The sequence below is a fragment of the Bradyrhizobium sp. BR2003 genome, assembly GCF_009720285.1.
GTDB classification, from domain to species: domain Bacteria; phylum Pseudomonadota; class Alphaproteobacteria; order Rhizobiales; family Xanthobacteraceae; genus Bradyrhizobium; species Bradyrhizobium elkanii.
In genome coordinates, this window is the sequence record NZ_SMYJ01000038.1 from 56,800 (window position 1) to 81,937 (window position 25,138).

Annotated in this window: 22 protein-coding genes; 12 read left to right on the forward strand and 10 right to left on the reverse strand. The window is 64.9% G+C overall.

Annotation, left to right across the window (positions count from 1 at the left end):
* Positions 1 to 10: 10 nt before the first annotated feature.
* On the reverse strand, positions 11 to 2,056 hold the full coding sequence (locus E2I15_RS32020; protein ID WP_137483866.1) for an acetoacetate--CoA ligase: 2,046 nt from the start codon (positions 2,054 to 2,056) through the stop codon (positions 11 to 13).
* A gap of 163 nt (positions 2,057 to 2,219) precedes the next feature.
* Here E2I15_RS32020 and E2I15_RS32025 point away from each other — a divergent pair, with 163 nt between their 5' ends.
* Complete coding sequence (locus tag E2I15_RS32025) at positions 2,220 to 3,221, forward strand: glycoside hydrolase family 3 N-terminal domain-containing protein (RefSeq protein WP_137483865.1); 1,002 nt, start codon at positions 2,220 to 2,222, stop codon at positions 3,219 to 3,221.
* Positions 3,222 to 3,317: 96 nt separating this feature from the next.
* Positions 3,318 to 3,500, forward strand: coding sequence for a hypothetical protein (locus tag E2I15_RS32030; RefSeq protein WP_137483864.1), 183 nt, complete (start codon positions 3,318 to 3,320; stop codon positions 3,498 to 3,500).
* Positions 3,501 to 3,597: 97 nt separating this feature from the next.
* Here the strand turns inward: E2I15_RS32030 and E2I15_RS32035 are convergent, their stop codons facing one another.
* Entirely contained in the window at positions 3,598 to 3,993 is a 396-nt protein-coding gene (locus E2I15_RS32035) for a hypothetical protein (protein ID WP_240536760.1), read from the reverse strand.
* A 606-nt stretch (positions 3,994 to 4,599) separates the two neighbouring features.
* Here E2I15_RS32035 and E2I15_RS32040 point away from each other — a divergent pair.
* Positions 4,600 to 5,217, forward strand: a complete 618-nt coding sequence (locus tag E2I15_RS32040) for a helix-turn-helix domain-containing protein (RefSeq protein ID WP_137483863.1) — start codon at positions 4,600 to 4,602, stop codon at positions 5,215 to 5,217.
* Positions 5,218 to 5,303: 86 nt separating this feature from the next.
* Here the strand turns inward: E2I15_RS32040 and E2I15_RS32045 are convergent, their stop codons facing one another.
* The 3 genes from E2I15_RS32045 to E2I15_RS32055 form a co-directional block, all read right to left on the reverse strand.
* Positions 5,304 to 5,552 (reverse strand): hypothetical protein, encoded by a 249-nt coding sequence (locus E2I15_RS32045; RefSeq protein WP_137483862.1) that lies wholly within the window; start codon positions 5,550 to 5,552, stop codon positions 5,304 to 5,306.
* A gap of 155 nt (positions 5,553 to 5,707) precedes the next feature.
* Positions 5,708 to 6,427, reverse strand: a complete 720-nt coding sequence (locus tag E2I15_RS32050) for a Crp/Fnr family transcriptional regulator (RefSeq protein ID WP_137483861.1) — start codon at positions 6,425 to 6,427, stop codon at positions 5,708 to 5,710.
* Positions 6,428 to 6,616: 189 nt separating this feature from the next.
* A complete protein-coding gene (locus tag E2I15_RS32055) occupies positions 6,617 to 7,327 on the reverse strand; it encodes a Crp/Fnr family transcriptional regulator (RefSeq protein WP_246668464.1) in 711 nt (236 codons plus the stop codon).
* Positions 7,328 to 7,878: 551 nt separating this feature from the next.
* On the opposite strand from E2I15_RS32055, the gene E2I15_RS32060 reads away from it, so the two are divergent.
* The 6 genes from E2I15_RS32060 (at position 7,879) to E2I15_RS32085 (ending at position 14,673) form a co-directional block, all read left to right on the forward strand.
* Positions 7,879 to 9,402, forward strand: a complete 1,524-nt coding sequence (locus E2I15_RS32060; RefSeq protein WP_137483860.1) for a flagellin N-terminal helical domain-containing protein — start codon at positions 7,879 to 7,881, stop codon at positions 9,400 to 9,402.
* Between the two features lie 389 nt (positions 9,403 to 9,791).
* Positions 9,792 to 12,527 carry a hybrid sensor histidine kinase/response regulator gene (locus tag E2I15_RS32065; protein WP_137484181.1) on the forward strand — a complete coding sequence of 912 codons (2,736 nt, stop codon included), beginning with the start codon at positions 9,792 to 9,794 and terminating at the stop codon, positions 12,525 to 12,527.
* A gap of 11 nt (positions 12,528 to 12,538) precedes the next feature.
* The gene (locus tag E2I15_RS32070) at positions 12,539 to 13,024 is read left to right on the forward strand and encodes a chemotaxis protein CheW (protein WP_155262680.1); all 486 of its coding nucleotides are present in this window, start codon (positions 12,539 to 12,541) and stop codon (positions 13,022 to 13,024) included.
* Positions 13,025 to 13,067: 43 nt separating this feature from the next.
* Positions 13,068 to 13,457: a response regulator gene (locus E2I15_RS32075; RefSeq protein WP_137484161.1), complete on the forward strand. Its 390-nt coding sequence runs from the start codon at positions 13,068 to 13,070 to the stop codon at positions 13,455 to 13,457.
* Positions 13,458 to 13,494: 37 nt separating this feature from the next.
* Positions 13,495 to 14,352, forward strand: coding sequence for a CheR family methyltransferase (locus tag E2I15_RS32080; protein ID WP_137484163.1), 858 nt, complete (start codon positions 13,495 to 13,497; stop codon positions 14,350 to 14,352).
* A 3-nt stretch (positions 14,353 to 14,355) separates the two neighbouring features.
* Positions 14,356 to 14,673, forward strand: a complete 318-nt coding sequence (locus E2I15_RS32085; protein ID WP_028343631.1) for a hypothetical protein — start codon at positions 14,356 to 14,358, stop codon at positions 14,671 to 14,673.
* A 132-nt stretch (positions 14,674 to 14,805) separates the two neighbouring features.
* Here the strand turns inward: E2I15_RS32085 and E2I15_RS32090 are convergent, their stop codons facing one another.
* Positions 14,806 to 15,114: a hypothetical protein gene (locus E2I15_RS32090; RefSeq protein ID WP_137484165.1), complete on the reverse strand. Its 309-nt coding sequence runs from the start codon at positions 15,112 to 15,114 to the stop codon at positions 14,806 to 14,808.
* A gap of 154 nt (positions 15,115 to 15,268) precedes the next feature.
* Between E2I15_RS32090 and E2I15_RS32095 the strand changes: the two genes are divergently transcribed.
* The 3 genes from E2I15_RS32095 to E2I15_RS32105 all read left to right on the forward strand — a co-directional run bounded on the left by E2I15_RS32095 (position 15,269) and on the right by E2I15_RS32105 (position 18,658).
* Positions 15,269 to 15,901, forward strand: a complete 633-nt coding sequence (locus E2I15_RS32095) for a response regulator transcription factor (protein ID WP_018269422.1) — start codon at positions 15,269 to 15,271, stop codon at positions 15,899 to 15,901.
* 196 nt (positions 15,902 to 16,097) lie between these two features.
* The gene (gene araD / locus E2I15_RS32100) at positions 16,098 to 17,837 is read left to right on the forward strand and encodes an L-arabinonate dehydratase (RefSeq protein WP_137484168.1); all 1,740 of its coding nucleotides are present in this window, start codon (positions 16,098 to 16,100) and stop codon (positions 17,835 to 17,837) included.
* Between the two features lie 101 nt (positions 17,838 to 17,938).
* Complete coding sequence (locus tag E2I15_RS32105; RefSeq protein ID WP_137484170.1) at positions 17,939 to 18,658, forward strand: ribonuclease activity regulator RraA; 720 nt, start codon at positions 17,939 to 17,941, stop codon at positions 18,656 to 18,658.
* A gap of 267 nt (positions 18,659 to 18,925) precedes the next feature.
* Here E2I15_RS32105 and E2I15_RS32110 read toward each other — a convergent pair whose 3' ends face one another.
* From E2I15_RS32110 to E2I15_RS32125, 4 genes are all read right to left on the reverse strand, one after another.
* On the reverse strand, positions 18,926 to 21,034 hold the full coding sequence (locus E2I15_RS32110) for a S9 family peptidase (protein WP_137484173.1): 2,109 nt from the start codon (positions 21,032 to 21,034) through the stop codon (positions 18,926 to 18,928).
* 98 nt (positions 21,035 to 21,132) lie between these two features.
* Positions 21,133 to 22,854, reverse strand: coding sequence for an ABC transporter permease (locus tag E2I15_RS32115; RefSeq protein WP_155262681.1), 1,722 nt, complete (start codon positions 22,852 to 22,854; stop codon positions 21,133 to 21,135).
* 81 nt (positions 22,855 to 22,935) lie between these two features.
* Positions 22,936 to 24,000 (reverse strand): extracellular solute-binding protein, encoded by a 1,065-nt coding sequence (locus E2I15_RS32120; RefSeq protein WP_137483729.1) that lies wholly within the window; start codon positions 23,998 to 24,000, stop codon positions 22,936 to 22,938.
* Between the two features lie 23 nt (positions 24,001 to 24,023).
* Positions 24,024 to 25,076, reverse strand: a complete 1,053-nt coding sequence (locus E2I15_RS32125; RefSeq protein ID WP_246668452.1) for an ABC transporter ATP-binding protein — start codon at positions 25,074 to 25,076, stop codon at positions 24,024 to 24,026.
* Positions 25,077 to 25,138: the final 62 nt, after the last annotated feature.

Here is a 25,138-nt window from a genome sequence, read left to right on the forward strand (position 1 = left end):
TCGGCGGCCGTTACGCCGCGCCGGCCTGCTTGCTCAGATAGCTCTTCGCAAAATCGAGATACCAGTCGAGGCAGCCGGGATTAGCCATCGCGTCGCGGTTGATGACCTTCTCGACGGGATGGCCGAGCAGCAGCTTCTTGACCGGCAGCTCCTGCTTCTTGCCGGACAGCGTGCGCGGAATCTCCGCTACGACGAAGATGTCGTTGGGCAGGAAGCGGCGCGACAGTCCCGCCTCGACCGCCTTGTTGATCTTGCCTTTCATCGCGGCATCGAGCGCAATGCCCTCGCGCAGCACCACGAACAGCGGCATGTAGCTGTCGCGGCCGAGATATTCGAGGTCGACGACCATCGAATCCAGCACCTCCGGCAGCGCCTCGATCGCGGAGTAGAGCTCGCTGGTGCCCATCCGCAAGCCATGGCGGTTGATGGTGGCGTCGCTGCGGCCATAGATCACGCAGGAGCCGTCGGGATTGATCTTGAGCCAGTCGCCATGCCGCCACACCGGGCCGCGGCCGGACCCGTCGAAATTGTCGGGATAGGTCTCGAAATAGCTGGAAAGGTAGCGCGCGTTGCCGGGATCGTTCCAGAAGCGCAGCGGCATCGAGGGCAGCGGCTCGGTGCAGACGAGCTCGCCGACCTCGTCGATCACCGCGCGGCCCTGCTCGTCGAACGCTTCGACCGCGCAGCCGAGCAGGCGGCACTGCATGATGCCCGGCGTCTGCGGCAATTCGCGATTGCCGCCGATGAAGGCGCCGGCGAAGTCGGTGCCGCCGGAAATATTGGCCCACCACATATCGGCCTGCGCGGCGTTGCCGTTCTGCTTCGCAAGCGCGGAGAAGCGCTCGTTGAACCAGGCCTGGGTGTCGGCGCTGAGCGGCGAGCCGGTCGAGCCGAGCGTGCGCAGGCCCGAGAGGTCGCCGACGGCGGCGAGATCGATCTCCGCCTTGGTGCAATTGGCAAAGAACGCCGCCCCTGCGCCGAAGAAGGTGGCCTTGGCGTCGGCGACGAAGCGCCAAAGCGTGGTCCAGTCCGGCTTGTCCTTGGTGCCGCCGGGACTGCCGTCGAAAATGCAGCAGGTCGTGCCGTTGAGCAGGCCGTTGGCCTGGCAATTCCACATGATCCAACCGGTCGAAGAGTACCAGTGAAAGCGTTCGCCGAACGAGTTTGGCTGATAGCTGCAGCCGATGTCGTTGTGTAGCGTCGAGAGCGGCAGCGCCACGACGATGATGCCGCCATGGCTGTGCAGGATCGGCTTCGGCAAGCCGGTGGTGCCCGAGGAATAGACGATCCAGAGCGGATGATCGAACGGCAGCCATTCCGGCTCGAAGGCGTCGATCTCCGCGCTCTGGCCCGCCAGGATCGATGACAATCGCGTCTCGGACGGCGCGGCGTCGCTGTGCAGGATGACATGCTCGACGGTCGGCAGCGCGCGCCGCAATTCCTCGATCACACCTTGCCGGTCGTGGCGCCGGCCGGCATAGGTCACGGCGTCGCAGGCGATCAGCACCTTCGGCTCGATCTGCTTGAAGCGATCGATCACCGCGGGCGCCGCCATGTCGGGCGCACAGACGCTCCAGACCGCGCCGAGGCTTGCGGTCGCGAGGAACGCGATGATCGTCTCGGGAATGTTCGGCAAGTAGGCGGCGACCCGGTCGCCGGCGCGCACGCCGTGAGCCCTCAAATGCAGCGCCAGCGCCGCCGATTTGCGCTGCAGCTCCGGCCAGCTCGTCTCGGAGAGCTTGCCGTCCTCGCCGCTGGAGATCAGGGCCGGCAGTCCCGCGGCATGCGCCGGCGCGACATGGCGAAAGACCTGGCGCGCGTAGTTCACCGAAGCGCCGGGAAACCACACCGCGCCCGGCATCTTGCGATCGGCCAGCACCGCCGAATGCGGCGTCGGCGAGCGCAGGTCGAAATAGTCCCACACGCTCTGCCAGAAGGCGTCGATTTCGGTGACCGACCAGCGCCGCATCGCTTCGAAATCCGCAAATTCAAGGCCGCGCGTCTGCTTCAGCCATTGGCGGTAAAGGGCCATTTGCGGGATGTAAGCTGCTGTCATGGGCGTTTCCGAAAGTCCTTGTGTCGTGGCAGGCGATCGAGGCCCGCCAGCGTGTCTTAACATAGTGATGCGAGCGCGGGGAACGCGGTCGAACTGTTGCCTGCGTCATATTCTTACCGCCGCCGCAGCGTGCTATTCCATGCGGCAACCGAATCGAGCGGCCATGTCCATCGGCGAACTTTTCATCCTCGGCTTCCACGGCAAGGTCATTCCGCCCTGGCTGAAGGAATTTGCCGCGCAATTCGGGCTCGGCGGGGTGATCCTGTTCGACTACTCCTGCCAGACCCGGCAATACGGCAACAACATCGCCTCGCCCGCGCAGGTGCAGTCGCTCTGCGCCGAGATCGCGGCGCTGCCGTCGCGGCCGCTGGTCTTCATCGACCAGGAGGGTGGGCTGGTGCGCCGGCTCAAGGAGACCTGCGGTTTTCAGCCACTGCCGAGCGCGAAGGAGTTCAATCTGCTCGCGCGTGCGGAAAAGCAGACGGTCCTCGCCGCAAGCTACGGCGAACTGCGCCGGCTCGGCATCCGCTACAATTTCGCGCCTGTCATCGATGTCGACTACAATTCCGACAATCCCAACATCGGCAGGATCAAGCGGTCCTATTCGCCCGATATCGGTGAGGTCGAGGCCAATGCCCGGCTGGTCGACGCTGCGGCACGGCAGGCGGGAGTAGGCCTCTGCCTGAAGCATTTTCCGGGCATCGGCGGTGCGAGCGTCGATTCGCACCTGGAGTTCATGGACATTTCCGATGCGCTGCGTCCCGAGCAGGAGGAGCTGTTCTACGCGCTGGCGCCGCGCACCTATGGCGATGCGGTGCTGGTCAGCCACGCCATTGTCCGGCAGTGGGACGCGCAGCATCCGATGACATTGTCATCGGCCGGGCTCGACCGGCTTCGCCGCCGCCTGCCCGAGACGCTGCTGATCACCGACGACATGCAGATGCAGGGGCTGCAGAGGGCGCTCAGCACAAGCGCGGCCAGCCTGCAGTCGATCGCCGCCGGCATGGACATGATCTGCATCGGCAACAATTTGTTCGATCAGGAGCAGGAGATGGCCGGCATCGCCGCGGCTGTCGCGGGTGCGGTGCAAGACGGGGCGCTGGATCGCGCCGCGGTTCAGCGATCCATTGCGCGGGTGCGAAAGCGCAAGGCGCTGCTCGCCTGACGGCATTGAACGAAATTCCGCGCCGAGCGACCACATGAGGTGGAACCAAATTTCATTGCCGCGATTTAACAATGACGCTCATCGGGGCTGACAACCATGAAGATGCTCAAGCGTCTCTTCCGATTGACCTGGCTACGCCGGGCCGCAAGCAAACCAGCCGATTTTCCGCCTGCCTCCATCGATCCTGACGAATTCAGCCGGCTGCTTTGCAGCGGGCGCGCCGAGGATTTGCGGACACTGGCAAAGAGATTGAGCCAGCGCTCGCGGGCCCACGCATAGGCGGTGGATCGGATTCAATCGCTAGCCCGGTCTTCGGTCAAAACCGGCAAGTCCGGCGCGCGGCCGTGACTCCCGGCATCGGTCTCGATGCGACCAGCTACTGCTTTGCTTTTTCATGATTGCCGATCCCGACCGCCTTGTAGTCATAGGTCGGGTAGAACTCGGTGTGGTAGGCGCCCCAGGCACTGTTCTCGATCACGCGGTTGACCTCGCGCAGCCGCGATGCCGGCAGCCGCAGCGTCACCACCTGGCCGATCCCCATCATCACGTACCAGCTGACGACCTCGACCCCCTCGGGCGGAAACGCCTTGTAGAAGCCCTGCCGCTCAAGTTGGGCATTGAGCTCACCGAGCGGGCGTGACTGATCATGCTTGAAGAAGATGGTGAGCATGACCGCGTTGTCGGGCGTCGGCGTTGCATCGCTGGTCGGCGGAGTCTGGGCCCGCGCGCCTGCGCCAAGCAGCAGTGCCGCGGCGAGCGCCGCAATCGTCATCCAGGATATCCAGGACCCGTTCCGCCCTCGCTTCATGGCCGCGCCCTTGCTGATCGAGAGGCGGCGATCATCGCGACGCCTGTCGGGTCTGTAAATTGACATTCGCCTGATCCGATCCCGGCCCAATGCGCACCCGATGCGGCTCGGTTGATGTGAACCGTCTCATAGGTGCGCGCGCCCGCATGCGGTATGCCGACCCTATCCCGATGCCGAGAGGGATGATCGATGACGACCCGACGAATGGCGTATTGGTGGTTCAGGTTCGTTCTTTCGGGGCGGTTCCTGCAGAAATTCCTTCGGCTCCGGCGCCCCTGAGGCGATGCCGGGCCGCGAATTCCGGCCCTTTTCAATCCGGAACCAGGGGGCCGGAAACGGCTGGCCTGTTGAAGGTCAACGCCAGGCCGAGAATCTCGCCGATGGCACCCGAGCCCACCCGTCCCGTAAGAATACTGTAATTCGACTCAAATATGCGAGATTCGTTGCCAAATCAGCGGTAATCTGCGCCTGCTTGGCAGGTCGGGGCCCGAGGTCACAGTTGCGTCACCCGTAGTTTTACGGAGTCCCGTGTTAACGCGGCCACAAGTTCACCATTGGTAAACCATACCTATGACGCAACATGACAATCGAGCCGAGGCGCGCCTTCCGGCATGGATGGGTGGAACCGCGACGCTCGAGCCGCAGCCGCCTGAGCCGCAGCCGCTCGAGACTCAGGGAACCGCAGCGCTGCGGCCGCAGGCCGACGCCGGTGCCGCGATTGTCCGGCAGTTCAATGGGCCGGTGACGGCGCTGTTGCTCTATATGAATGAGCTCAAACAGCACAGTCAGCAATTCGCGCACGCGCCCGGCAATGGCGTCTATCTGCGGCAGGTGATCGAGAACGCGCTCGAGCAGACCGAGCGCGTGTCCGCGATGCTGAAGCAGATTTCCGACCTCTATCCCAATGCCGTCCCGGCCGTCGATCTCAAGCCGCCGGGCGACGACAAGCCGGCAGGCTCCAGGTCGCCGGATGTCATGTTCGCGCCGGAAGCCGGCCGCAAGCCGTTGACCAAGCGCGAGCGGGAAGTGCTCAGCCTGATCAGCGACGGCTGTTCCAACAAGCAGGGCGCGCTGCGGATGAATATCAGCCCGCGCACGTTCGAGAGCCATCGCGCCGAGGCCATGCGCAAGCTCGGCGCGCGCAACACCGCCGATCTCGTCCGCAAGGCCTTGCTGCATTCCGCATAGAGCGTTTTCAAGCGGAGTGGTTCGCGTCAAGAAGACGCGCCAAAACTGCAATCCAGAACCCCGTTCGGTTCGTTAGAACCCGGTTCTCAGAAATCGTCTTCCGCGGCGAAGCACAGGCGCGGCGCGAGCCGCGCGGCCGGCGCGGCCGCCTTCGGCTCATCCGGAACGATCGTGACCACCCATGCCGCCGTCGCGCCAGACTTGCTTTCGACGATCGCGCGCACGCGTCCCGTGACGGTCGCGCCGGCCGACCGTATGGTCGCGGTCCGGCCGTTGAACTGAGCCATGCGGAAGCGCCGGGCTTCCTTCCGGTCGGTCGTCTGGTACGTGAACATCGGCTCCCCCGTGCGTCCACGCAACTGTGCGGATGCAGCGTTATCCGACGGTGAAAATCGCACGCCGTAGAAGTACGGCTTGCACGGCGGTCAGAGCGCTTTCGAGCGAAGCGGGTGCGGGGTCGCGCGAAGACAACGCGGCAAGATGACCAACTCTAGCGGCCGACTTCCTGACAATTCAGCAGTCTCGCATATTGCGCCTTGACCGCGGCGTAGCATTCGCACGCGGTCCTGATCAGCCCATCCGCGTTGGTGATCTCGATGTGCCCGCGGCTGTAGTGGATGAAATTGGCCTGTTGCAAGGTATGCGCGACCAGCGACACGCTGTTGCGGCGCGCACCGATCATCTGCGCCATCGCCTCCTGCGTCAGGACGATCTTGTTGCTGCCGGAGAGATCGCGCGTGTGCAGCAGGCATCGCGCCAGCCGTGACTCCACGGTGTGCACGGCGTTGCAGCCGGCGGTCTGCTGGATCTGGGCATAGACGGCGAGCCCATGCCGGATCAATCGCGCGCGAAGCGTCGGGCTCTGGCCGGCAGCTGCGCGCAACGGCTCGAGTTCCACGGTCGAGGCGATGCCGGGCACCAGCACTGTGGCGTTATTGAGGACGGGCCCTTCGACGAGCGGGGCGAACGCGCCATAAATGCTGTCGCGGCCGACCATCGCGACCTGCACGCGCTCGCCTCTTGCCAGCTTGACCACCAGCGAGATCACGCCCTTGTGCGGCATGTATGTCCGCTTGAGCATCTCGTCGGTCTCGACCAGGACCGAATCGGTCGCGAGGTCGACGGTCCGCAGATGCGGCCGAATCAATTCGAAATCGCTTGCCGAGAGCGACGCCAGGAATCCGTTGGGTGATCGAGGAACCGTTTCCAAAGCAACCTCCAGCCTACCGGCAAAGCTTGTCTCTGGGCCCAGGGCTGACGTGCGGCTGGACGTCGTTGCAACCTATTCTGGCACGCCAGGGTTCCAATGGAAACATGTCTTGGTTCCAATAGGAATAGACCTATCGCCGCACATTCGCGTTGTCCGGCCGGTCACAGTCGGGGCAGGGCGGTGCGCCGGTCAGTCTTCCGGCCCGATCAATCGTTCGGCGTGCGCCTTGACCGTCGTGTAGCATTCACACGCCGCCTTCCGCAGGCCGTCGATATCGGTGATCTCGATATGACCGCGGCTGTAACGCAGGATGCCGGCCTGCTGAAACCCATGTGCGACAATCGAAACCGCATTGCGCCGGACACCGATCATCTGCGCCAGCATCTCCTGGGTTAGCGGCAACGCCTCGCTGCCGCACAAATCGCGCGCGCGCAGCAGCCAACGCGACAGCCGTGCCTCCACCGGATGGGAAACATTGCAGGCGACGGATTGTTGCGTCTGCGCCATCAGCGCCTGCTCATAGAGCGCAACCAGGGTCCGGAAATCCGCGCTGCGATCTGCTGCCTCGCGGAAATCCTCCGCACGCACCATCGAGGCCGAGCCTGGCACCACAACAATTGCGTCGGCAAGCAGCGGCCGCTCGTGCAGGGCGGCAGACGCGCCCACGACGCCGTCACGACCAATGGTTGCAATTTCGACAGATTGCCCGTCGGACAGATTGATCATCATCGAGACCACGCCGCTATGCGGAAAATAAACCCGCTGCACCGGCGCGCCGGCATCGGCGAGCGCCGTTTCCCTGGTCAGGTCGACGGTTTCCAGAAGGGGATGAAGCTGCGCGTACTCCGTGGAGGGAAGTGCTTGCAACAGACGATTGGGCGGACGCGATACCGCGGACATTGGTGCTCCTGCCGAGGGCGGGAGCACTTACGGTCTCGCATCACCTACTCTTGGCGTGTGGAATGATTGCGAACATAGCTTGCCTGTCCAATTGCACAAGGGTTGTAGTGTTGAAACTATACCCTCTAGAGGGCAGACGACGTGGCCGTCGCCGGCACCGGTGATCGGCGTCGATTCGCGCGGCGCGAGACACGGGCGCGAATTTGTCTCTCATTTATTGATTTCCATTAACTCTGTTCCTCGCCGGACTTTGCATCGTGATGACTGGCAACGCCGGCTATCGACGCGAAGGGCCGGCCGCGCCGGGATGTCGCAAGTCCTGCACATGCGCACGAAATTCGCGGCCATGACGTCGGTCCGGCGCCGAACGTGCGCTGCCGCGGTCAACCGTCGCGCCGGCTGCCGGTCGAATCACAGGCAAGGCCGTTCTGGGTATTTGTACGGACCAGCCCTTTAACGAACGGGTAGCGCGGACGGACCAGTGTGGCGTGGGTCGCCGTGCGAAATTTACGGCGTCGCGTCAATCGTGTTCATCCAGAAGGGTATCCAGTATGTCCGGCATCGTTCTTTCGGCATCGGTCCGTCAAAACCTGCTTTCGCTGCAGTCGACCGCTGACCTGCTCGCCACCACGCAGAACCGCTTGTCCACCGGCAAGAAGGTCAACACTGCTCTCGACAATCCGACCAACTTCTTCACGGCGCAGTCGCTCGACAACCGCGCCAGTGACATCAACAACCTGCTGGACGGCATCGGCAACGGCGTGCAGGTGCTGCAGGCCGCCAACACCGGCATCACCTCGCTGCAGAAGCTCGTCGACAGCGCCAAGTCGGTCGCCAACCAGGCCCTGCAGGCTGCCGTCGGCTATTCCGCGAAGTCGTCGGTGACGACCGCCGCGATCCCCGGCGCGACCGCCGACAACCTGCTCGGCACCGCGACCCCGACCAATGCAACCCTCACCAGCACCGCGGCCTATACCGGCATCGACCTTACCGCGGCCGGCGCGAACCTGACGTTCCAGATCAACAGCCAGACTGTGACCTTGAACTCGGGCACGAACTACTCCGCCACCCAGGTTCGCGACGCCATCAACACGCAGGTCGGCGCCAGCGCCAAGGTCGCCGCCTCGATCGACGGCACCGGCAAGCTGGTCCTCACCAGCACCAACACCGCCGGCGCCGCGGACTCGCTCACCGTCGGTACGTTCAGCTCGGGCGACGCGACGCAGCTCGGTCTCCCGGCCGGTGCGACGGCGACCGCGAACGGCACGGCTGGCGCGAGTCCGCTGGACACCCTCACGCTGACCATCGGCGCGACCGGCAACGGCACTGCGACCAACATCACCTTCGGCACCGGCACGGGCAAGGTGAAGTCCCTCAACGACCTGAACGCCGCACTCGCGGCCAACAATCTGCAGGCCTCGCTCAGCGCGGCCGGTGCGCTCACCATCAGCACCACCAACGATGCCGCTTCGGCGACCATCGGCACGATCGGCGGCACGGCTGCCGGCGCCGGCAAGCTGTTCAACGGCCTCACGGGCAGCGCTCCGGTGCAGGACCCGACCGCGCTGGCGAACCGCGCCAACCTGGTCAACCAGTACAACAACATCCTGGACCAGATCACCACGACCGCCCAGGACGCGTCGTACAACGGCATCAACCTGCTCAATGGCGATCAGCTCAAGCTGACCTTCAACGAGACGGGCTCCTCGACGCTGAAGATCCAGGGCGTGACCTTCGACGCCACCGGCCTCAACCTCACCAAGCTGGTGGCCGGCACGGACTTCGTGGACAACGCTTCGGCCAACGCCACGCTGAAGACGCTGAACAACGCGAGCGGCCTGCTGCGCACCCAGGCTTCGACCCTCGGTTCGAACCTGTCGATCGTGCAGATCCGCCAGGACTTCTCGAAGAACCTGATCAACGTGCTGCAGACCGGCTCGTCCAACCTGACGCTGGCCGACACCAACGAGGAAGCGGCCAACAGCCAGGCGCTGTCGACCCGCCAGTCGATCGCGGTGTCCGCGCTGGCGCTGGCCAACCAGTCGCAGCAGAGCGTGCTGCAGCTGCTCCGCTAAGCGTAGCCGCGACAGACATCGACTATCGAGGCGGCGGAGGAAACTCCGCCGCCTTTTGCTTTGGCTGCGCTTAACCATCCCGCCGGGTTCAACCAATGGGCGATCGCGTTCGGATGCAGGCGGTCATCATGGCGCGAGCGTTTTGCGCGACTTAGCGGTCCTCAATTCCAATTAGTTCAAATTGCGATGACCGATGGAACGGCCTCTTTCCCGTCCGGGTGGTAAGGCCTGTCCTTGTGAGACCGGCCGTGATGTCGTGATGCGTCGTCGAACTGCTGAAGCGCTTCATCGTCCGTATTTGCACGGACGGCAAAATTAACGTCGCCGTGAAGCCGGCCAAGTTATCCATGCACGGCGAGCGTTCCGTAGCACCTTGAGGGGACCTATCCATGGACGATCTGTTGCGCGAGTTCCTGACGGAGAGCAGCGAGAGCCTGGATACGGTCGACAACCAGCTGGTGCAGTTCGAGCAGGATCCGAACAACGCGAAGATCCTGGATAACATTTTCCGCCTGGTGCACACCATCAAGGGCACCTGCGGCTTCCTCGGGCTGCCGCGGCTCGAGGCGCTGGCGCATGCCGGCGAGACCTTGATGGGCAAATTCCGCGACGGCATGCCGGTGAAGGCGGAAGCCGTGACGCTGATCCTGTCCTCGATCGACCGCATCAAGGAGATCCTTGCGGGGCTGGAGGCGACCGAGGCCGAGCCCGAGGGCAACGACCGCGACCTGATCGATCAGCTCGAGGCGATGGTCGAGCACGGCATGGCGGCGATGGCTGCTGGTGCGACCGTTGCTGAAGAAGATGTGCCGGTCGTTGAAGCTCCGTCCGTGCAAGCGGCGATGACCCAGGCGGCGACCGAAGGCACGCTGGTGGTGCAGACGCTGGAGCGTGCGCTGCGTCCGGGCGAGGTCTCGCTCGACGAGCTCGAGCGCGCCTTCCGCGAGACCGAGACCGAAGTCGCCGCGCCGGCGCCGGCCGCGAAGCCCGTCGCTGCGCCCGCCGCCGCTGAGCCCGCTGAGGCTGCGAAGAAGCCGGCCCGCAAGGCCGCGGGTGAGGACGTCCAGGAAGGCGACAAGATCGCCAACCAGTCGATCCGGGTCAATGTCGACACCCTCGAACACCTGATGACCATGGTCTCCGAGCTGGTGCTGACCCGCAACCAGCTGCTGGAGATCTCCCGCCGCAACGAGGACACCGAGTTCAAGGTGCCGTTGCAGCGGCTCTCCAACGTCACCGCCGAGCTGCAGGAAGGCGTCATGAAGACGCGCATGCAGCCGATCGGCAATGCCTGGCAGAAGCTGCCGCGCATCGTCCGCGACCTCTCCGGCGAACTCGGCAAGCAGATCGAGCTCGAGATGCACGGCGCCGACACCGAGCTCGACCGCCAGGTGCTCGACCTGATCAAGGATCCGCTGACGCACATGGTGCGCAACTCCGCCGATCATGGGCTGGAGACCACCGCCGAGCGGGTCGCGGCCGGCAAGCCGGAACAGGGCACCATTCGCCTCTCGGCCTATCACGAGGGCGGCCACATCATCATCTGCATCGCCGACAATGGCCGCGGGCTCAACACCGAGCGGATCAAGGCCAAGGCGCTCCAGAACGGTCTCGTCACCGAGGCCGAGCTCGAGAAGATGACCGAGGCCCAGATCCACAAGTTCATCTTCGCGCCGGGCTTCTCGACCGCCGCGCAGGTCACCTCGGTGTCCGGCCGCGGCGTCGGCATGGACGTGGTGCGCACCAATATCGACCAGATCGGCGGCACCATCGACATCAAGAGCGTGGCCGGCGAGGGCGCTTCCGTCACCATCAAGATCCCGCTGACCCTGGCGATCGTCTCCGCGCTGATCGTGGAAGCCGGCGGCGACCGCTTTGCGATTCCGCAATTGTCTGTGGTCGAGCTGGTGCGGGCCCGCGCCAACTCCGAGCACCGCATCGAGCGGATCAAGGACACCGCGGTCTTGCGGCTGCGCAACAAGCTGTTGCCGCTGATCCACCTCAAGAAGCTGCTCAAGATCGACGACGGCGCGACCTCCACGGATGCCGAGAACGGCTTCATCGTGGTCACGCAGGTGGGCAGCCAGACCTTCGGCATCGTGGTCGACGGCGTGTTCCACACCGAGGAGATCGTGGTCAAGCCGATGTCGACCAAGCTGCGGCACATCGACATGTTCTCCGGCAACACCATTCTGGGCGATGGCGCCGTGATCATGATCATCGACCCCAACGGGATTGCAAAAGCGCTCGGCGCGTCCGGCTCCTCGGCCCATGACCTTGCCGACGACAATGCCGCGGCGCATGCCGCAAGCGGCGAGCAGCTGACCTCGCTGCTGGTGTTCCGCGCCGGCTCCTCACAGCCCAAGGCGGTGCCGCTCGGCCTCGTCACCCGGCTGGAAGAGATCGCAACCGACAAGATCGAGCTCTCGAACGGCCGCTACATGGTGCAGTACCGCGAGCAGCTGATGCCGCTGGTGCAGATGGCCGGGGTCGAGGTGCAGAACCAGGGCTCGCAGCCGATCCTGGTGTTCGCCGACGACGGCCGCTCGATGGGGCTCGTGGTCGACGAGATCATCGACATCGTCGAGGAGCGGCTCAACATCGAGGTCGCGGGTTCGCAGGACGGCATCCTCGGCTCGGCGGTGATCAAGGGCCAGGCCACCGAGGTGATCGACGTCGGCCACTTCCTGCCGATGGCGTTCGCCGACTGGTTCTCGCGCAAGGAGATGCGCCCGTCGGCCTCGGCGCAGTCGGTGCTGCTGGTCGATGACTCGGCGTTCTTCCGCAACATGCTGGCGCCGGTGCTGAAGGCCGCCGGCTACAAGGTCCGGACCGCGGGCGGCGCGCAGGAAGGGCTCGCCGCGCTGCGTTCGGGGCAAAGCTTCGACGTCGTGCTGACCGACATCGAGATGCCCGAGATGAACGGCTTCGAGTTCGCCGAGAACATCCGCAGCGACCACAATCTGATCGGGCTGCCGATCATCGCGCTGTCGGCGATGGTGTCGCCGGCGGCGATCGAGCGCGGCCGGCAGGCCGGCTTCCACGACTATGTCGCCAAGTTTGACCGTCCCGGGCTGATCGCGGCGCTGAAAGAGCAGACCGCCGAGCTGCGCCGGGCCGCATAAGGAAAAGAGTGATGACCAGCAAGACCGAGACCAGCGAAGGCGCCATGGCCGAATACGTCACCGCCGTGATCGGCGGCCAGCTGTTCGGGCTGCCGATCTCGCGGGTGCAGGACGTGTTCATGCCGGAGCGGCTGACGCGGGTGCCGCTGGCCTCCAGCGAGATCGCCGGCGTGCTCAATCTGCGCGGCCGCATCGTCACCGTGGTCGACATGCGCGCCCGGCTCGGGCTGCCGAAGGCCGATGACGGCAAGCCTCCGATGGCGGTCGGCGTCGACCAGCGCGGCGAATCCTATGGCCTGTTGATCGACCAGATCGGCGAGGTGCTGCGGCTGCCCGACGACAGCCGCGAGGACAATCCGGTCAACCTCGATCCCCGCATGGCCAAGCTCGCCGGCGGCGTCCACCGCCTCGACGGCCAGCTCATGGTCGTCCTCGATGTCGATCGCGTGCTCGAACTGGTGCCCAAGACCGATCCAAGGACAGCTGCTGCAGCGTAACAGTCCACCGCGGAGACGGTGGATTCCACAAGGAGGCCAACACATGAAGACATGTCTCGTCGTCGACGATTCCGGCGTGGTGCGAAAGATCGCGCGCCGCATCCTCGAAGGAATGGAGTTCACCGTCATCGAGGCCGAGGACGGCGCGGTCGCGCTCGAAGCCTGCAAACGCGCGCTGCCGGAAGCCGTGCTGCTCGACTGGAACATGCCGGTCATGGACGGCTTCGAATTCCTCGTGCAGCTCCGCCGCATGCCCGGCGGCGATCAGCCCAAGGTCGTGTTCTGCACCACCGAGAACGGCATCGACCACATCTCGCGGGCGCTGCATGCCGGTGCCAACGAATACATCATGAAGCCGTTCGACAAGGACATCGTGATCGCGAAATTCCAGGAAGTGGGCCTGCTGGCGCTCGACGCGTCGGCCGAAGCCTGACACCCAGTTTCACCATTCAGTCCCTTGTGAGGCTCCCGTGACGCCCCCCGACTACGAGTATTTGCGTAAGCTCCTGAAGGACCAGTCCGGTCTCGATCTGTCCGCGGACAAGCAATATCTGATCGAGAGCCGCCTGCTGCCGCTGGCGCGCAAGAGCGGCCTGTCCAGCATCCCCGACTTGGTTGCCAAGATCAAGGCGGGCTCGTCCGCGCACACCGTCCAGGTGGTCGAGGCCATGACCACCAACGAGACGTTCTTCTTCCGCGACAAGGTGCCGTTCGAGCACTTCCGCGACACCATCATGCCGGAGGTGCTGAAGGCACGCGCCGCGCGCCGCAGCGTCCGGATCTGGTGCGCCGCCGGCTCCACCGGCCAGGAGCCCTATTCGCTGGCGATGTGCCTGAAGGAAATGGGCGCGGCGCTTGCCGGATGGCGCGTCGAGATCATCGCGACCGATCTGTCGCAGGAGGTGCTGGAGAAGTCGAAGGCCGGCATCTACAGCCAGTTCGAGGTGCAGCGCGGGCTGCCGATCCAGATGCTGGTCAAGTACTTCAAGCAGTCGGGTGAATTCTGGCAGGTCAATCCCGAGTTGCGCGCGATGGTGCAGCACCGCCAGCTCAATTTGCTGCACGATTTCTCCCAGCTCGGCACGTTCGACGTGATCTTCTGCCGCAACGTGCTGATCTATTTCGATCAGGACACCAAGATCAACATCTTCAACCGTCTCGCCCGGTTAATGGAGGCCGACGGCTTCCTGGTGCTGGGCGCCGCAGAAACCGTGGTCGGCCTGACCGACACGTTCAAGCCGCTTCCCGAGCGGCGTGGCCTGTACCGGCCGAGCGGGGTGCGGGGCGGGCTCGCCATGCCGAAGCCTGCCATGGCGGTCGGATATTGAGCGATGACCGAGGACGGCAAATCCATTGAGCGGGTCACCTTCAGCCGGGGCGTCGATGTCTGCATCATGGCCATCGACGGCACCTGGCGGCGCGACTGCCAGCTCAATGCCATCTCCGACACCGATGCGTCGCTGACCGTCGAAGGTTCCATTCAGGGGCTCAACCTGAAGGAGTTTTTCCTCCTGCTGTCCTCGACCGGACTTGCCTATCGCCGCTGCGAACTGGTCCGCGTCAACGGCACCGAAATGGACATCAGCTTCCTCAAGGGCAAGCCGAGCAAGCGGCGATCGTCCGCCGACGAAGAACGGGCCAGGGCCTGACGTCAAGACGGCCTGATCCGACCGGGCGCGCAAGGCCCGCGGCTAATTCGGACGATGCGTGGAACAGATCGCCGCCTGATGGGTTGGGCGTCGACAATCGAGGTGATTGGCCGAACCGTCGGTTGCGGTGGGTCAGTTCAGCAGGCGCGCCGGTGCCCAGGAATCGCGCAGCCGGTCGAGCGCCGCGCCGAGGCCGGCATCGCGGGCTTTCAAGGCGGTGGACGCTGTGAGGCAGCGCGGGGTAACGTCGTCGCGAACGACGATGCCGGTGTCGGCCTGACGCTCGGCCAGCACGGCCTCGCGCGTAATCGCCGCTTCGATCAGCCGCAGGCTCGTCTGAACATGGCCAATCAGCGCGACCAGGTCCGTCACGATCAGACCGTAGGGATCATTGCCCTCGTCCAAGCGCACTGCAATGCGGTCCGCCGCTGCATTTTCCATGCATGTTTCTCCACTGCCCCCCACTTTTAGGGAACGCGGTGCTACTTGTGCGTTAAGCGGACGTCCCGTACAAATACGGGTCCATTGATCGAGATGGTCTAGTTAGTTCTTGTGCGGTCAGGGCAGCACGCTTCACCACTGATGGACGATGCATATGGTTGAGAATGGCGCTCCGCGCGGGGAAATCTTTGTAGTCGACGACGATCCTGCCGTTCGCGAGACGCTTTCAGTGGTCCTGTCGACCGCTGGTTACAAGGTGATCTGCTTTGCGGACGGCGCGGCGTTGCTCGCGGTGGCGCGCAGCAGGACGCCGGCCTGCATCCTGCTCGACGTGCATATTCCCGGCAAATCCGGCCTCGATATCCTGAGAGAGCTGCATGGCGAGGATTATCCGGCGCCGATCTTCATGATCTCCGGTCAGGGCGACATCGCAATGGCGGTCAGCGCGATCAAGAACGGCGCGCTCGACTTCATCGAGAAGCCGTTCCGCGGCAATGAGATCGTGAGCCGTCTGAACGAGGCGATCGACGCCTACACCAGGCGCCAGGCCGAGACCTCGGCGTCGCGGATCGCCGCGCTCCACTTCCCGGGTCGCGAGCCGCTGACCCGCCGCGAGCGCGAGGTGCTCGAGCAGTTCACCGCGGGCGCCTCCAACAAGGAAGCCGGCCGCCACCTCGGCATCAGTCCGCGCACGATCGAGGATCACCGCGCCAACATCATGAAGAAGCTCGGCGCGCGCAACGCCGCCGATCTGGTCCGCATCGTGATGACGGCGCAGCAAAAATAAGCCAAGGCTGGTTGCCAAGCCCGGTTTACGTTCCGATTGCGCACATTGCGGAGCCCGTGCGGCGCACGTTCAGCGAACGGCACGTCTGCGCGGGGCGCGGGACGACATCTCTGAAAATCGAGTGTATGCCTGAGGCGGGCAAGCGTGCCGGGATTGCGCGCGTGCGAGCAATGTCGAGACATATGGCGCATCGAAGATGACGAAAAGGAACAAGACCCCGGATCAATTGCGCAGCGCGCGCTGGTTTGCGCCCGATGATCTGCGCGCCTTCGGCCACAGGTCGCGGGCGATGCAGATGGGTTACGCGCCGGAGGAGTGGCGCGACCGGCCGGTGATCGCGATCATCAACACCTGGTCGGATGCGCAGCCCTGCCACATGCATTTCAAGAGCCGGGTCGACGACGTCAAGCGCGGCGTGCTGATGGCCGGCGGCTTTCCGCTCGAGCTGCCGGCGCTGTCGCTGTCGGAATCGCTGTTGAAGCCGACCACAATGCTCTACCGCAACCTGCTGGCGATGGATGCCGAGGAGCTGCTGCGCGGTCATCCGGTCGACGGCGTGGTGCTGATGGGCGGCTGCGACAAGACCACGCCCGGCCTGCTGCTCGGGGCCACCAGCATGAACCTGCCGGCGATCTACCTGCCCGCCGGACCGATGCTGCGCGGCAACTGGAAGGGCCGCACGCTGGGCTCCGGCTCGGACGCCTGGAAATACTGGGACGAGCGCCGTGCCGGCAAGATCTCCGACAAGGACTGGGTCGACATGGAGGCCGGCATCGCCCGAAGCTATGGCACCTGCATGACCATGGGGACGGCCTCGACGATGACCGCGATCGCGGAAGCCATCGGCATGACGCTGCCGGGCGCCTCGTCGATCCCCGCGGCCGACGCCAACCACATCCGCATGAGCTCGGAGGCCGGCCGCCGCATCGTCGAGATGGTGTGGGAGGATCTCACGCCGCAGAAGATCCAGACCCGCAAGGCCTTCGAGAACGCGATCACGGTCGCGATGGCGATGGGCTGCTCGACCAACGCCATCATTCACCTCATCGCGCAGGCGCGCCGCGCCGGCCAGGACATAGGGCTCGACGACTTTGAAAAGGCGAGCCGCAAGGTGCCCGTGATCGCCAATGTGCGGCCGAGCGGCGACCTCTATCTGATGGAGGATTTCTTCTACGCCGGCGGGCTGCCCGGCCTGATGAACCGGATCAGGCAGCATTTGCATCTCGACTGCATCACCGTCACCGGCCAGACTCTCGGCGAGAACATCGCAGGCGCCGAAGTGCACAATGACGACGTCATCCGCACCGTCGACAACCCGATCTACAAGGAGGGCGCGCTCGCGGTGCTCAAGGGCAACCTCGCGCCCGACGGCTGCGTCATCAAGCCAAGCGCCTGCGATCCGCGTTTCCTCAAGCATACCGGACCCGCGCTGGTGTTCGACGACTATCCGTCGATGAAGAAGGCGGTCGATGATCCCGATCTCGACGTCACGGCCGATCACGTGCTGATCCTGCGCAATGCCGGTCCGCAGGGCGGGCCGGGCATGCCGGAATGGGGCATGCTGCCGATCCCGACCAAGCTGGTGAAGCAGGGCGTGCGCGACATGGTGCGGCTGTCGGACGCGCGGATGAGCGGCACCAGCTATGGCGCCTGCATCCTGCACGTCTCGCCGGAATCCTTTATCGGCGGCCCGCTGGCGCTGGTGCGGAACGGCGACCGCATCACGCTCGACGTCGCCGCGCGCACCATCAATCTCGATGTGTCGGAGGCCGAGCTGGCGACCCGCCGCGCCGAATGGAAGCAGCCCGAGCAGCGCTTCGAGCGCGGCTATGGCTGGATGTTCTCGAAGCACATCAAGCAGGCCAATGAGGGCTGCGACTTCGATTTCCTCGAGACTGGTTTTGGCAAGCCGGTCGGCGAGCCGTCGATATATTAGTTCATCACACCGTCGTTCCGGGGCGCGCAGCGAACCCGGGACCTCGAGATTCCGGGTTCACGCTTCGCGTACCCCGGAATGACAGCCGGGGACTAAGCATCATGTCAAAACTCAGCGACGCCACCCGCAACAAGCTGAAATCCGTCTCCACCGCGACGGTCGCGACCGCGCTGTTCAAGCGCGGCTTCCGCATCCAGATGATCCAGGATGTTCATCCGCTCGGTCCGGATCAGCCGACCATGGTCGGCGAGGCCTTCACGCTGCGCTACATGCCGGCGCGCGAGGACCTCAACAAGATCGAGGTGTTCCGCGATCGCGCGCATCCGCAGCGCAAGGCGATCGAGGATTGCCCCGTGGGCGCGGTGCTGGTGATGGACAGCCGCAAGGATGCGCGCGCGGCGTCGGCCGGCGCGATCCTGGTGACGCGGCTGATGAAGCGCGGCTGCGCCGGCGTTGTCACCGACGGCGGCTTCCGCGATTCGGCCGAGATTGCGCGGCTCGGCTTCCCGGCCTTCCACCATCGCCCGAGCGCGCCGACCAATCTGACGCTGCATCAGGCGATCGAGATCAACGTTCCGATCGGCTGCGGCGATGCGCCGGTGTTTCCCGGCGACGTCATCCTCGGCGACAGCGACGGCGTCATCGTGATCCCGGCGCATCTCGCCGACGAGATCGCCGACGAGACGTTCGAGATGACCGCGTTCGAGGATTTCGTCACCGAGCAGGTCCAGAACGGCCGCGGCATCTTCGGTCTCTATCCCGCGACCGACGAGCAGACGCTGAAGGATTTTGCAGCGTGGCGGAAGGCGAAGGGGCGGTAGTTGTCGCCGCGCTCTCCGCCGTCGTCCTGGCTTTTCGCCGGGACGACGATGGGAGGGAGTGCGGCGATCAACTGCACCCGTGGCCCGGATGGAGCGAAGCGCAATCCGGGGTTCCTGCTTACCTCGCCCCGCCTGCGGGGAGAGGTCGGGTCGCATCGCTGGATGCGATCCGGGTGAGGGGGAGTCTCCGCAAATTCATTGCATCGAGTTTGCGGAGGCGGCCCCTCACCCCAGCCCTCTCCCCGCAAGAGCGGGGCGAGGGAGAAGTTACGCCTCCGCCTTGTCCGCCATCCCGACCGCCCACAGCGCGAACGCATAGACGATCGCGACCTCGTCGAGGCGGTTGAAGCGGCCGGAGGCGCCGCCGTGGCCGGCGCCCATGTTGGTGCGCAGCAGCACCGGGCCGCCGCCGCGCATGGTAGCGCGCAGCCGCGCGATCCATTTCGCCGGCTCCCAATAGGTGACGCGCGGATCGGTGAGCCCGCCCATCGCCAGGATCGCTGGATAGTCCCTGGCGGCGACATTGTCGTAGGGCGAATAGGACAGGATGGTGCGGAAATCCTTCTCGCTCTCGATCGGATTGCCCCATTCCGGCCATTCCGGCGGCGTCAGCGGCAGCGTGTCGTCGAGCATGGTGTTGAGCACGTCGACGAACGGCACTTCGGCGACGATGCCGGCGAACAGCTCGCCGGCGCGGTTGGCGACCGCGCCCATCAGCATGCCGCCTGCCGAGCCGCCGTGGCCGACGATGCGTTCTTCACCGGTATATTTCGCCTCGATCAGCGCCCGCCCGGCGGCGGCGAAATCGTCGAACGTGTTGGTCTTCTTCTCGCGCTTGCCGTCGAGATACCAGCCCCAGCCTTTGTCGGCGCCGCCGCGGATATGCGCGATCGCATAGACAAAGCCACGGTCGACCAGCGACAGCCGGTTGGCGGCAAACGATGCCGGCATCGCCATGCCGTAGGAGCCGTAGCCATACAGCAGGAGCGGTGCCTTGCCGTCGCGAACGAAATCCTTGCGGTGCAGGATCGAGACCGGCACCTGCGCGCCGTCATGCGAGGTCGCCATGATCCGCGTGGTGACGTAATCGGCCGGGTTGTGGCCGGACGGAATCTCCTGCCGCTTGCGCAACACGCGTGTCCGCGTCGCCATGTCGTAGTCATAGACTTCCGACGGCGTCGTCATCGACGAATAGGCAAAACGCAAGTTGGTGGTGTCGAATTCGTAGCCGCCCATGGTGTCGAGCGAATAGGCCGCCTCGTCGAAGGCGATCGCGTGCTCCTCGCCGCTGTTGAGGTCGCGGATGACGATCGCCGGCAGCGCGTTGGCGCGCTCCAGCCGCACCATGTGGCCGGCATAGAGCTCGACGTCGAGCACATAGACGCCTTCGCGATACGGGATCAGGTCGCGCCAGTTGGCGCGTTCGGGCGCGGCCAGCGGCGCGGTGACGACCTTGAAGTCGATGGCGTCGTCGGCATTGGTCAGGATGAACAACTCGTCGCCGCGGTCGGCGATCGAATATTGCACGCCTTCCTCGCGTGCCGCGACGAGGCGCGGCGGCGCGTCGGGATTGGAAAGATCGATCAGCCGCTGTTCGGAGGTCTCATGGTCACCGCCCGCGATCACGCAGAAGCGGCCGCTCGCGCTCTCGTGCAGGTGGGTGAACCAGCCGGGATCCTGCTCCTCATAGATCAGGATGTCGTCGGCCTGTTGGGTGCCGAGCTTGTGCCGCCAGACCTGCATCGGGCGGTGATTGTCGTCGAGCTTGACGTAGAAGAAGCTCTTGGAATCCGCGGCCCAGACCACGCCGCCGTCGGTCTCCTCGACGAGGTCGTCGAGATCGTCGCCGGTTGCCCAGTCGCGCACCCGGATCGAGAAATATTCCGAGCCCTTGGTGTCGGCGCTCCAGGCGTGCAGCCGATGATCGTTGGAATGCCGGCTGCCGCCGAACTTGAAATAGTTGTGATCCTTCGCCAGCGCATCGCCGTCGAGCACGACATGGGCGTCGCCGCCGTCGCGCGGCGTACGACAATACAGTTCGTGCTGACCGCCCTCGCGAAACTTGCGGAAATAGGCGAACGGGCCGTCCGGCGACGGCACGCTGGAATCGTCCTCCTTGATCCGCCCGCGCATCTCCTTGACCAGCCGCTTCTGCAAGCCGTCGGTGTGGCCGAGCAGGCTGTCGGTGTAGCCGTTCTCGGCTTCGAGATAGCTCCGGATATCGGGATCGAGGATCGAGGGATCGCGCAGCACCTCCTGCCATTTCGGATCCTTGATCCACGCATAGTCGTCGGTCACCGTGATGCCGTGTGTGGTGAAGGAATGCGGCCGGCGCGGCGCGACCGGGGGCGATGTTGTGGTAGCGGGTTTGGTCACACGATCCTCATGGTGCGGGGTTCCGCTCTATATCGGGATGAATGTGGCGATTGCCAGATGGCGCACCTATTCGCGTGCCCGCACGCGATAGAGCGTCACTACCCGTTCCGTAGCCTCGCGCCCGCATTGCCGCCCGACATCGGGATCCGGTTCACCGCCAGCACCACGGCGAAGGTGATCACCAGCATCGCAATGCCGAGCACTGCGATCGCGGCGAGGTCGCCGCCTTCGTTGAGATCGTAGATCAGGACCGACAGCACCTTGGTCTGCGAGGTGAACAGCACGATCGCCGCCGACAGTTCCCGCATCACGCCGATGAAGATGAAGCACCAGGTCGCGATCACGCCGGTGCGCAGCAGCGGCGCGGTGATCTGGCGCAGCGCCTGCAACCGCGTCGCGCCGAGGATGCGGCTTGCCTCCTCGAGCTCGGGATGGATGGTCGAAAACGCCGCCTGCAATTGCTGATAGGCCGAGGGTAAATTGATGGTGAGGAACGCCAGCAGCAGGATCCACAGCGTGCCATAGAGCACGAAAGGCGGCCGCGTGTAGCTCAGGAACAGGCCGACGCCGAGCACGATGCCGGGGACGGCGACCGGCGCGGTGGCGAGGAAGCCGAGCACGCGGTGGCCCGCGATCACCTTCCGCGTCGTGACATAGGCGATGACGAGCGCGAGGATAGTGCCGATCGTCGCGGTCGCAGTACCGAGGATCACGGTGTTCTTGAGCGCGAGCTGGGTCGACGACAGCTCGGTGAACACGAAGACGATATTGTGCAGCGTTGCCGTCGACGGCGTCACCAGCGTGGTCGCGTTCGGCGAGAACGCGGCGTTGAGCAGCGCGAGGTAAGGCAGGAACACCGGGTTGAGCAGCACCAGGAGGCAGAAGCCGAGCGCGGCCCAGCGCCAGCCGCGCAATTCGACCCGGCGCGGCGCGCCATATTTGCCGCCGATCACCGAATAGCCGCGCCGCCCGAGCAGCGCCTTCTGGCCCTGCAGCAGCAGGATGGTCAGCACCAGCAGCGGCACCGCGGCGGCGGCCGCGAGCTCGAGCTTCGGCGGATACTGGAACAGGCTCCAGATCTTGGTCGTTATGGTGTGGAAGCCGGCCGGCAGCGCCAGGATCGCCGGTGAGCCGAACAGCGTCATCGCTTGCAGGAACGCGATCAGGGCGCCTGCGACCAGCGCGGGCAGGGCGAGCGGGATCGTCACCCGCCGCGCCGTGGTCCAGGCATTGCCGCCGAGAATCGCCGACGCATCTTCCAGCTCGCCCGGCATGGTGTCGAGCGCATTGGCCACCAGCACGAACACGAACGGGAACGTGTAGCAGGAGATCACGAAGATGATCCCGGTCATCGAATAGATGTTGAACAGCGCGTCGGCATCCTCGCCGGCGAACAGCCGGTAGAGCTGGTTGAGCAGCCCGGAATTCGGCGCCGCCAGCAGTTCCCAGGCGACCGCGCCGAGAAACGGCGGCGTCACGAACGAGGCCGTCACCAGTGCGCGAATGGTCTGCCGCCCCGGCATGTCGGTGCGCGACACCAGCCAGCTGATCGGCGCCGCGACGACGCAGCAGATCAGCGCCGACGTGGTCGCAATGATCGCGGTCGTCAGCAGCGGATCGAGGAAATCGGGGCTGCTGAACAGCGTGACGAAGTTCTGCAGCGTCGGATGCCGGCTCTTGTCCGTGAAGGCGAACACCGCGAGCCACGACAGCGGCAGCAGGATCAAGAGGATGAGCACCGCTGCGAAGAGCCACAGCACCGGGCGGGTCCAGTCGATGCGGGGGCGGGAGGCGGGGGAGGTCTCGATTGCTGCTGTCATTCTATCCCCAAATAGGCTGCATCTGCTCCCTCTCCCCGCAAGCGGGGCGAGGCAAGGAAGCGTGCGAGCGAACTCCATCGCTTACACCCGGAACAGCCGCGCATAGCGCGTCTTGATCTCTTCGGTCATCGCTTCCACTCCCGCCGGATCCTCCTTCATCAGCTTGATGTCGGAAAGCTTGCGCCGGCCGGCCTTCGGCTGCACCTGGGCGTGCAGCGAATATTGGCCGGTGAAGTCGACGAAGAATTGCTGGGTCTCGCGGGTGTGCAGCCAGGCCTGGAACAGCCTTGCGGCGTTCGGATGCGGCGCAGCGGCGAAGATGCCCGTGGGACCCGAGATCGTCGGCGTGCCTTCGGTCGGATAGACCGGCTCGACCGGTTGTCCGGCTTCCTTCAAGAGCACGATGCCATATTCATTGCCGTCGGCCATCACAGCCCGCTCGCCGAGCGAGAGCTTTTTCGGCGGATCGGTCGAGGACTGCACCTGCATCACGCGCTGTTTCGCAAGCTTCTCCAGATACGGCCAGCCGAGCTCGCGCACGATCTGGAACGTGGTGGTCATGATGGTGCCGCTATAGGCCGGATGGCCCTTCACCATCTTGCCCATCCACTTGGGATCGAGCAGGTCGGCAAAGCTCTTCGGCGCGTCTTCCGCCTTCACCAGGTTGGTGTTGTAGGCGATCGACGACAGCCACAGCCGCGTCGTCACGGCCATTCCGTCGGGGTCGCGGTAGTTGTCGGGAAAATGTTTCGCGACGTCTTCGGGCACGAACGGCATCAGCCAGCCGCTCTTCTTCCAGGGGATGAAATGCGAGGCATCGGCGCTGTTGACGACGTCGGCGGCATGGATGTTGGCATCGAATTCCTGCGCCACGCGCTGGAACAGCCGCTCCGAGCCGGAGCGCTCGATCTGCACGGTGATGCCGGGATAAGCGGCCTCGAACGCCTTGCCGAGCCTTTCGCCGACCGGCAGGTCCATCGACGAATAGAATACGAGCTTGCCTTCCTTCGTTGCGGCGGCGACGAGATCGGGCGTGATCGCGACCGGCTCGGGTGCGGCGGCGCGTGCCGGTGAAGCGAACACGGTGCCGACCGCAAGCGCCGCAGCGCCTTTCAGAGCATCGCGTCTGGAAATCGGCTTCCGCATCGCGTCGCTCCGTTTCTTGTTGCTTATCGGCTCAGTGCCCGGCAGCGCGCGGGCGGCAAGGTCAGCCAGACCTCGCTGCCCCTCTCGACCGCGGTTTCGGTCGGCGTGGTCACCCGCAGCGATGTGCCGTCCGCGGTCTCCACCATGTAGTCGCGGTTCATGCCGAGATAGACCTGCCGCGTCACGATGGCCTTGAGCGTGTTCTGCGCGGCGGCGGGCGGTTGTGTCGACAGCTGGATCTCATGCTGGCGGATCGCCACCGGCGCACTCTGGCCGGCCGTCAGCGCGGCGCCGACCACCTCGAGCGTTGCACCGGCGAACTCCACGTGGTTCGCATCGCGCGCGGTGCCCTTGATCACATTGGCGGCGCCGATAAAGCGCGCGACGAATTCGGAGTCCGGCCGCGCATAGATGTCCTCAGGGCTGCCGAGCTGGTCGATCTTGCCGGCATTCATCACCGCAATCAGGTCGGCTGTCGTCATTGCCTCGGACTGGTCGTGGGTGACGTAGACCGTGGTGTAGCGATATTCGTCGTGCAGGCGGCGGATCTCGAATCGCATCTCCTCGCGCAGATTGGCGTCGAGATTGGACAAGGGCTCGTCGAGCAGCAGCGTCTCGGGGCCGACGATCAGCGCGCGCGCCAGTGCGACGCGCTGCTGCTGGCCGCCGGAAAGTTCGCCCGGATAACGCTGTGCCAGTGGTTCCAGCTTGGTGGTCGCCAGGATCGCGGCGAGCTTCTTGGCGATGGTGTCGCGATCCATTTTGCGCAAGCGCAGGCCGTAGACGATGTTCTCGGCCACCGTCATGTGCGGCCACAGCGCGTAGCTCTGGAAGATCATCGACATGTTGCGCTGCTCGGGCGGCAGCGTGCGCGCCTTCGACGACACCACGCGGTCGCCGACGCGGATCTCGCCGTCGGATGGTTCGAGGAACCCGGCGATCAGCCGCAGCGTCGTGGTCTTGCCGCAGCCGGACGGTCCGAGCAGACAGACCAACTGGCCACGATCGATCGCGAGCGAAACATCATCAACCGCGACAAACGATCCAAACCGCTTGACCAGGCCGCGCAATTCCACCGATGCCAAGCGGTCCCTCCATTTTGTCGTGTCGCAGGGATCCGTGCCCGCTGTTGCCGGCA

Excerpts from the sequence above, each read along its gene's own strand:
- E2I15_RS32070 (WP_155262680.1), top strand. The coding sequence starts at position 12,539 with ATGACCAGCAAGACCGAGACCAGCGAAGGCGCCATGGCCGAATACGTC.
- E2I15_RS32045 (WP_137483862.1), bottom strand. The coding sequence starts at position 5,552 with ATGTTCACGTACCAGACGACCGACCGGAAGGAAGCCCGGCGCTTCCGC.
- E2I15_RS32065 (WP_137484181.1), top strand. The coding sequence starts at position 9,792 with ATGGACGATCTGTTGCGCGAGTTCCTGACGGAGAGCAGCGAGAGCCTG.
- E2I15_RS32035 (WP_240536760.1), bottom strand. The coding sequence starts at position 3,993 with ATGACGATTGCGGCGCTCGCCGCGGCACTGCTGCTTGGCGCAGGCGCG.
- E2I15_RS32030 (WP_137483864.1), top strand. The coding sequence starts at position 3,318 with ATGAAGATGCTCAAGCGTCTCTTCCGATTGACCTGGCTACGCCGGGCC.
- araD (WP_137484168.1), top strand. The coding sequence starts at position 16,098 with ATGACGAAAAGGAACAAGACCCCGGATCAATTGCGCAGCGCGCGCTGG.
- E2I15_RS32090 (WP_137484165.1), bottom strand. The coding sequence starts at position 15,114 with ATGGAAAATGCAGCGGCGGACCGCATTGCAGTGCGCTTGGACGAGGGC.
- E2I15_RS32105 (WP_137484170.1), top strand. The coding sequence starts at position 17,939 with ATGTCAAAACTCAGCGACGCCACCCGCAACAAGCTGAAATCCGTCTCC.
- E2I15_RS32055 (WP_246668464.1), bottom strand. The coding sequence starts at position 7,327 with ATGTCCGCGGTATCGCGTCCGCCCAATCGTCTGTTGCAAGCACTTCCC.
- E2I15_RS32120 (WP_137483729.1), bottom strand. The coding sequence starts at position 24,000 with ATGCGGAAGCCGATTTCCAGACGCGATGCTCTGAAAGGCGCTGCGGCG.
- E2I15_RS32040 (WP_137483863.1), top strand. The coding sequence starts at position 4,600 with ATGACGCAACATGACAATCGAGCCGAGGCGCGCCTTCCGGCATGGATG.
- E2I15_RS32025 (WP_137483865.1), top strand. The coding sequence starts at position 2,220 with ATGTCCATCGGCGAACTTTTCATCCTCGGCTTCCACGGCAAGGTCATT.
- E2I15_RS32095 (WP_018269422.1), top strand. The coding sequence starts at position 15,269 with ATGGTTGAGAATGGCGCTCCGCGCGGGGAAATCTTTGTAGTCGACGAC.
- E2I15_RS32085 (WP_028343631.1), top strand. The coding sequence starts at position 14,356 with ATGACCGAGGACGGCAAATCCATTGAGCGGGTCACCTTCAGCCGGGGC.
- E2I15_RS32115 (WP_155262681.1), bottom strand. The coding sequence starts at position 22,854 with ATGACAGCAGCAATCGAGACCTCCCCCGCCTCCCGCCCCCGCATCGAC.
- E2I15_RS32060 (WP_137483860.1), top strand. The coding sequence starts at position 7,879 with ATGTCCGGCATCGTTCTTTCGGCATCGGTCCGTCAAAACCTGCTTTCG.
- E2I15_RS32020 (WP_137483866.1), bottom strand. The coding sequence starts at position 2,056 with ATGACAGCAGCTTACATCCCGCAAATGGCCCTTTACCGCCAATGGCTG.
- E2I15_RS32075 (WP_137484161.1), top strand. The coding sequence starts at position 13,068 with ATGAAGACATGTCTCGTCGTCGACGATTCCGGCGTGGTGCGAAAGATC.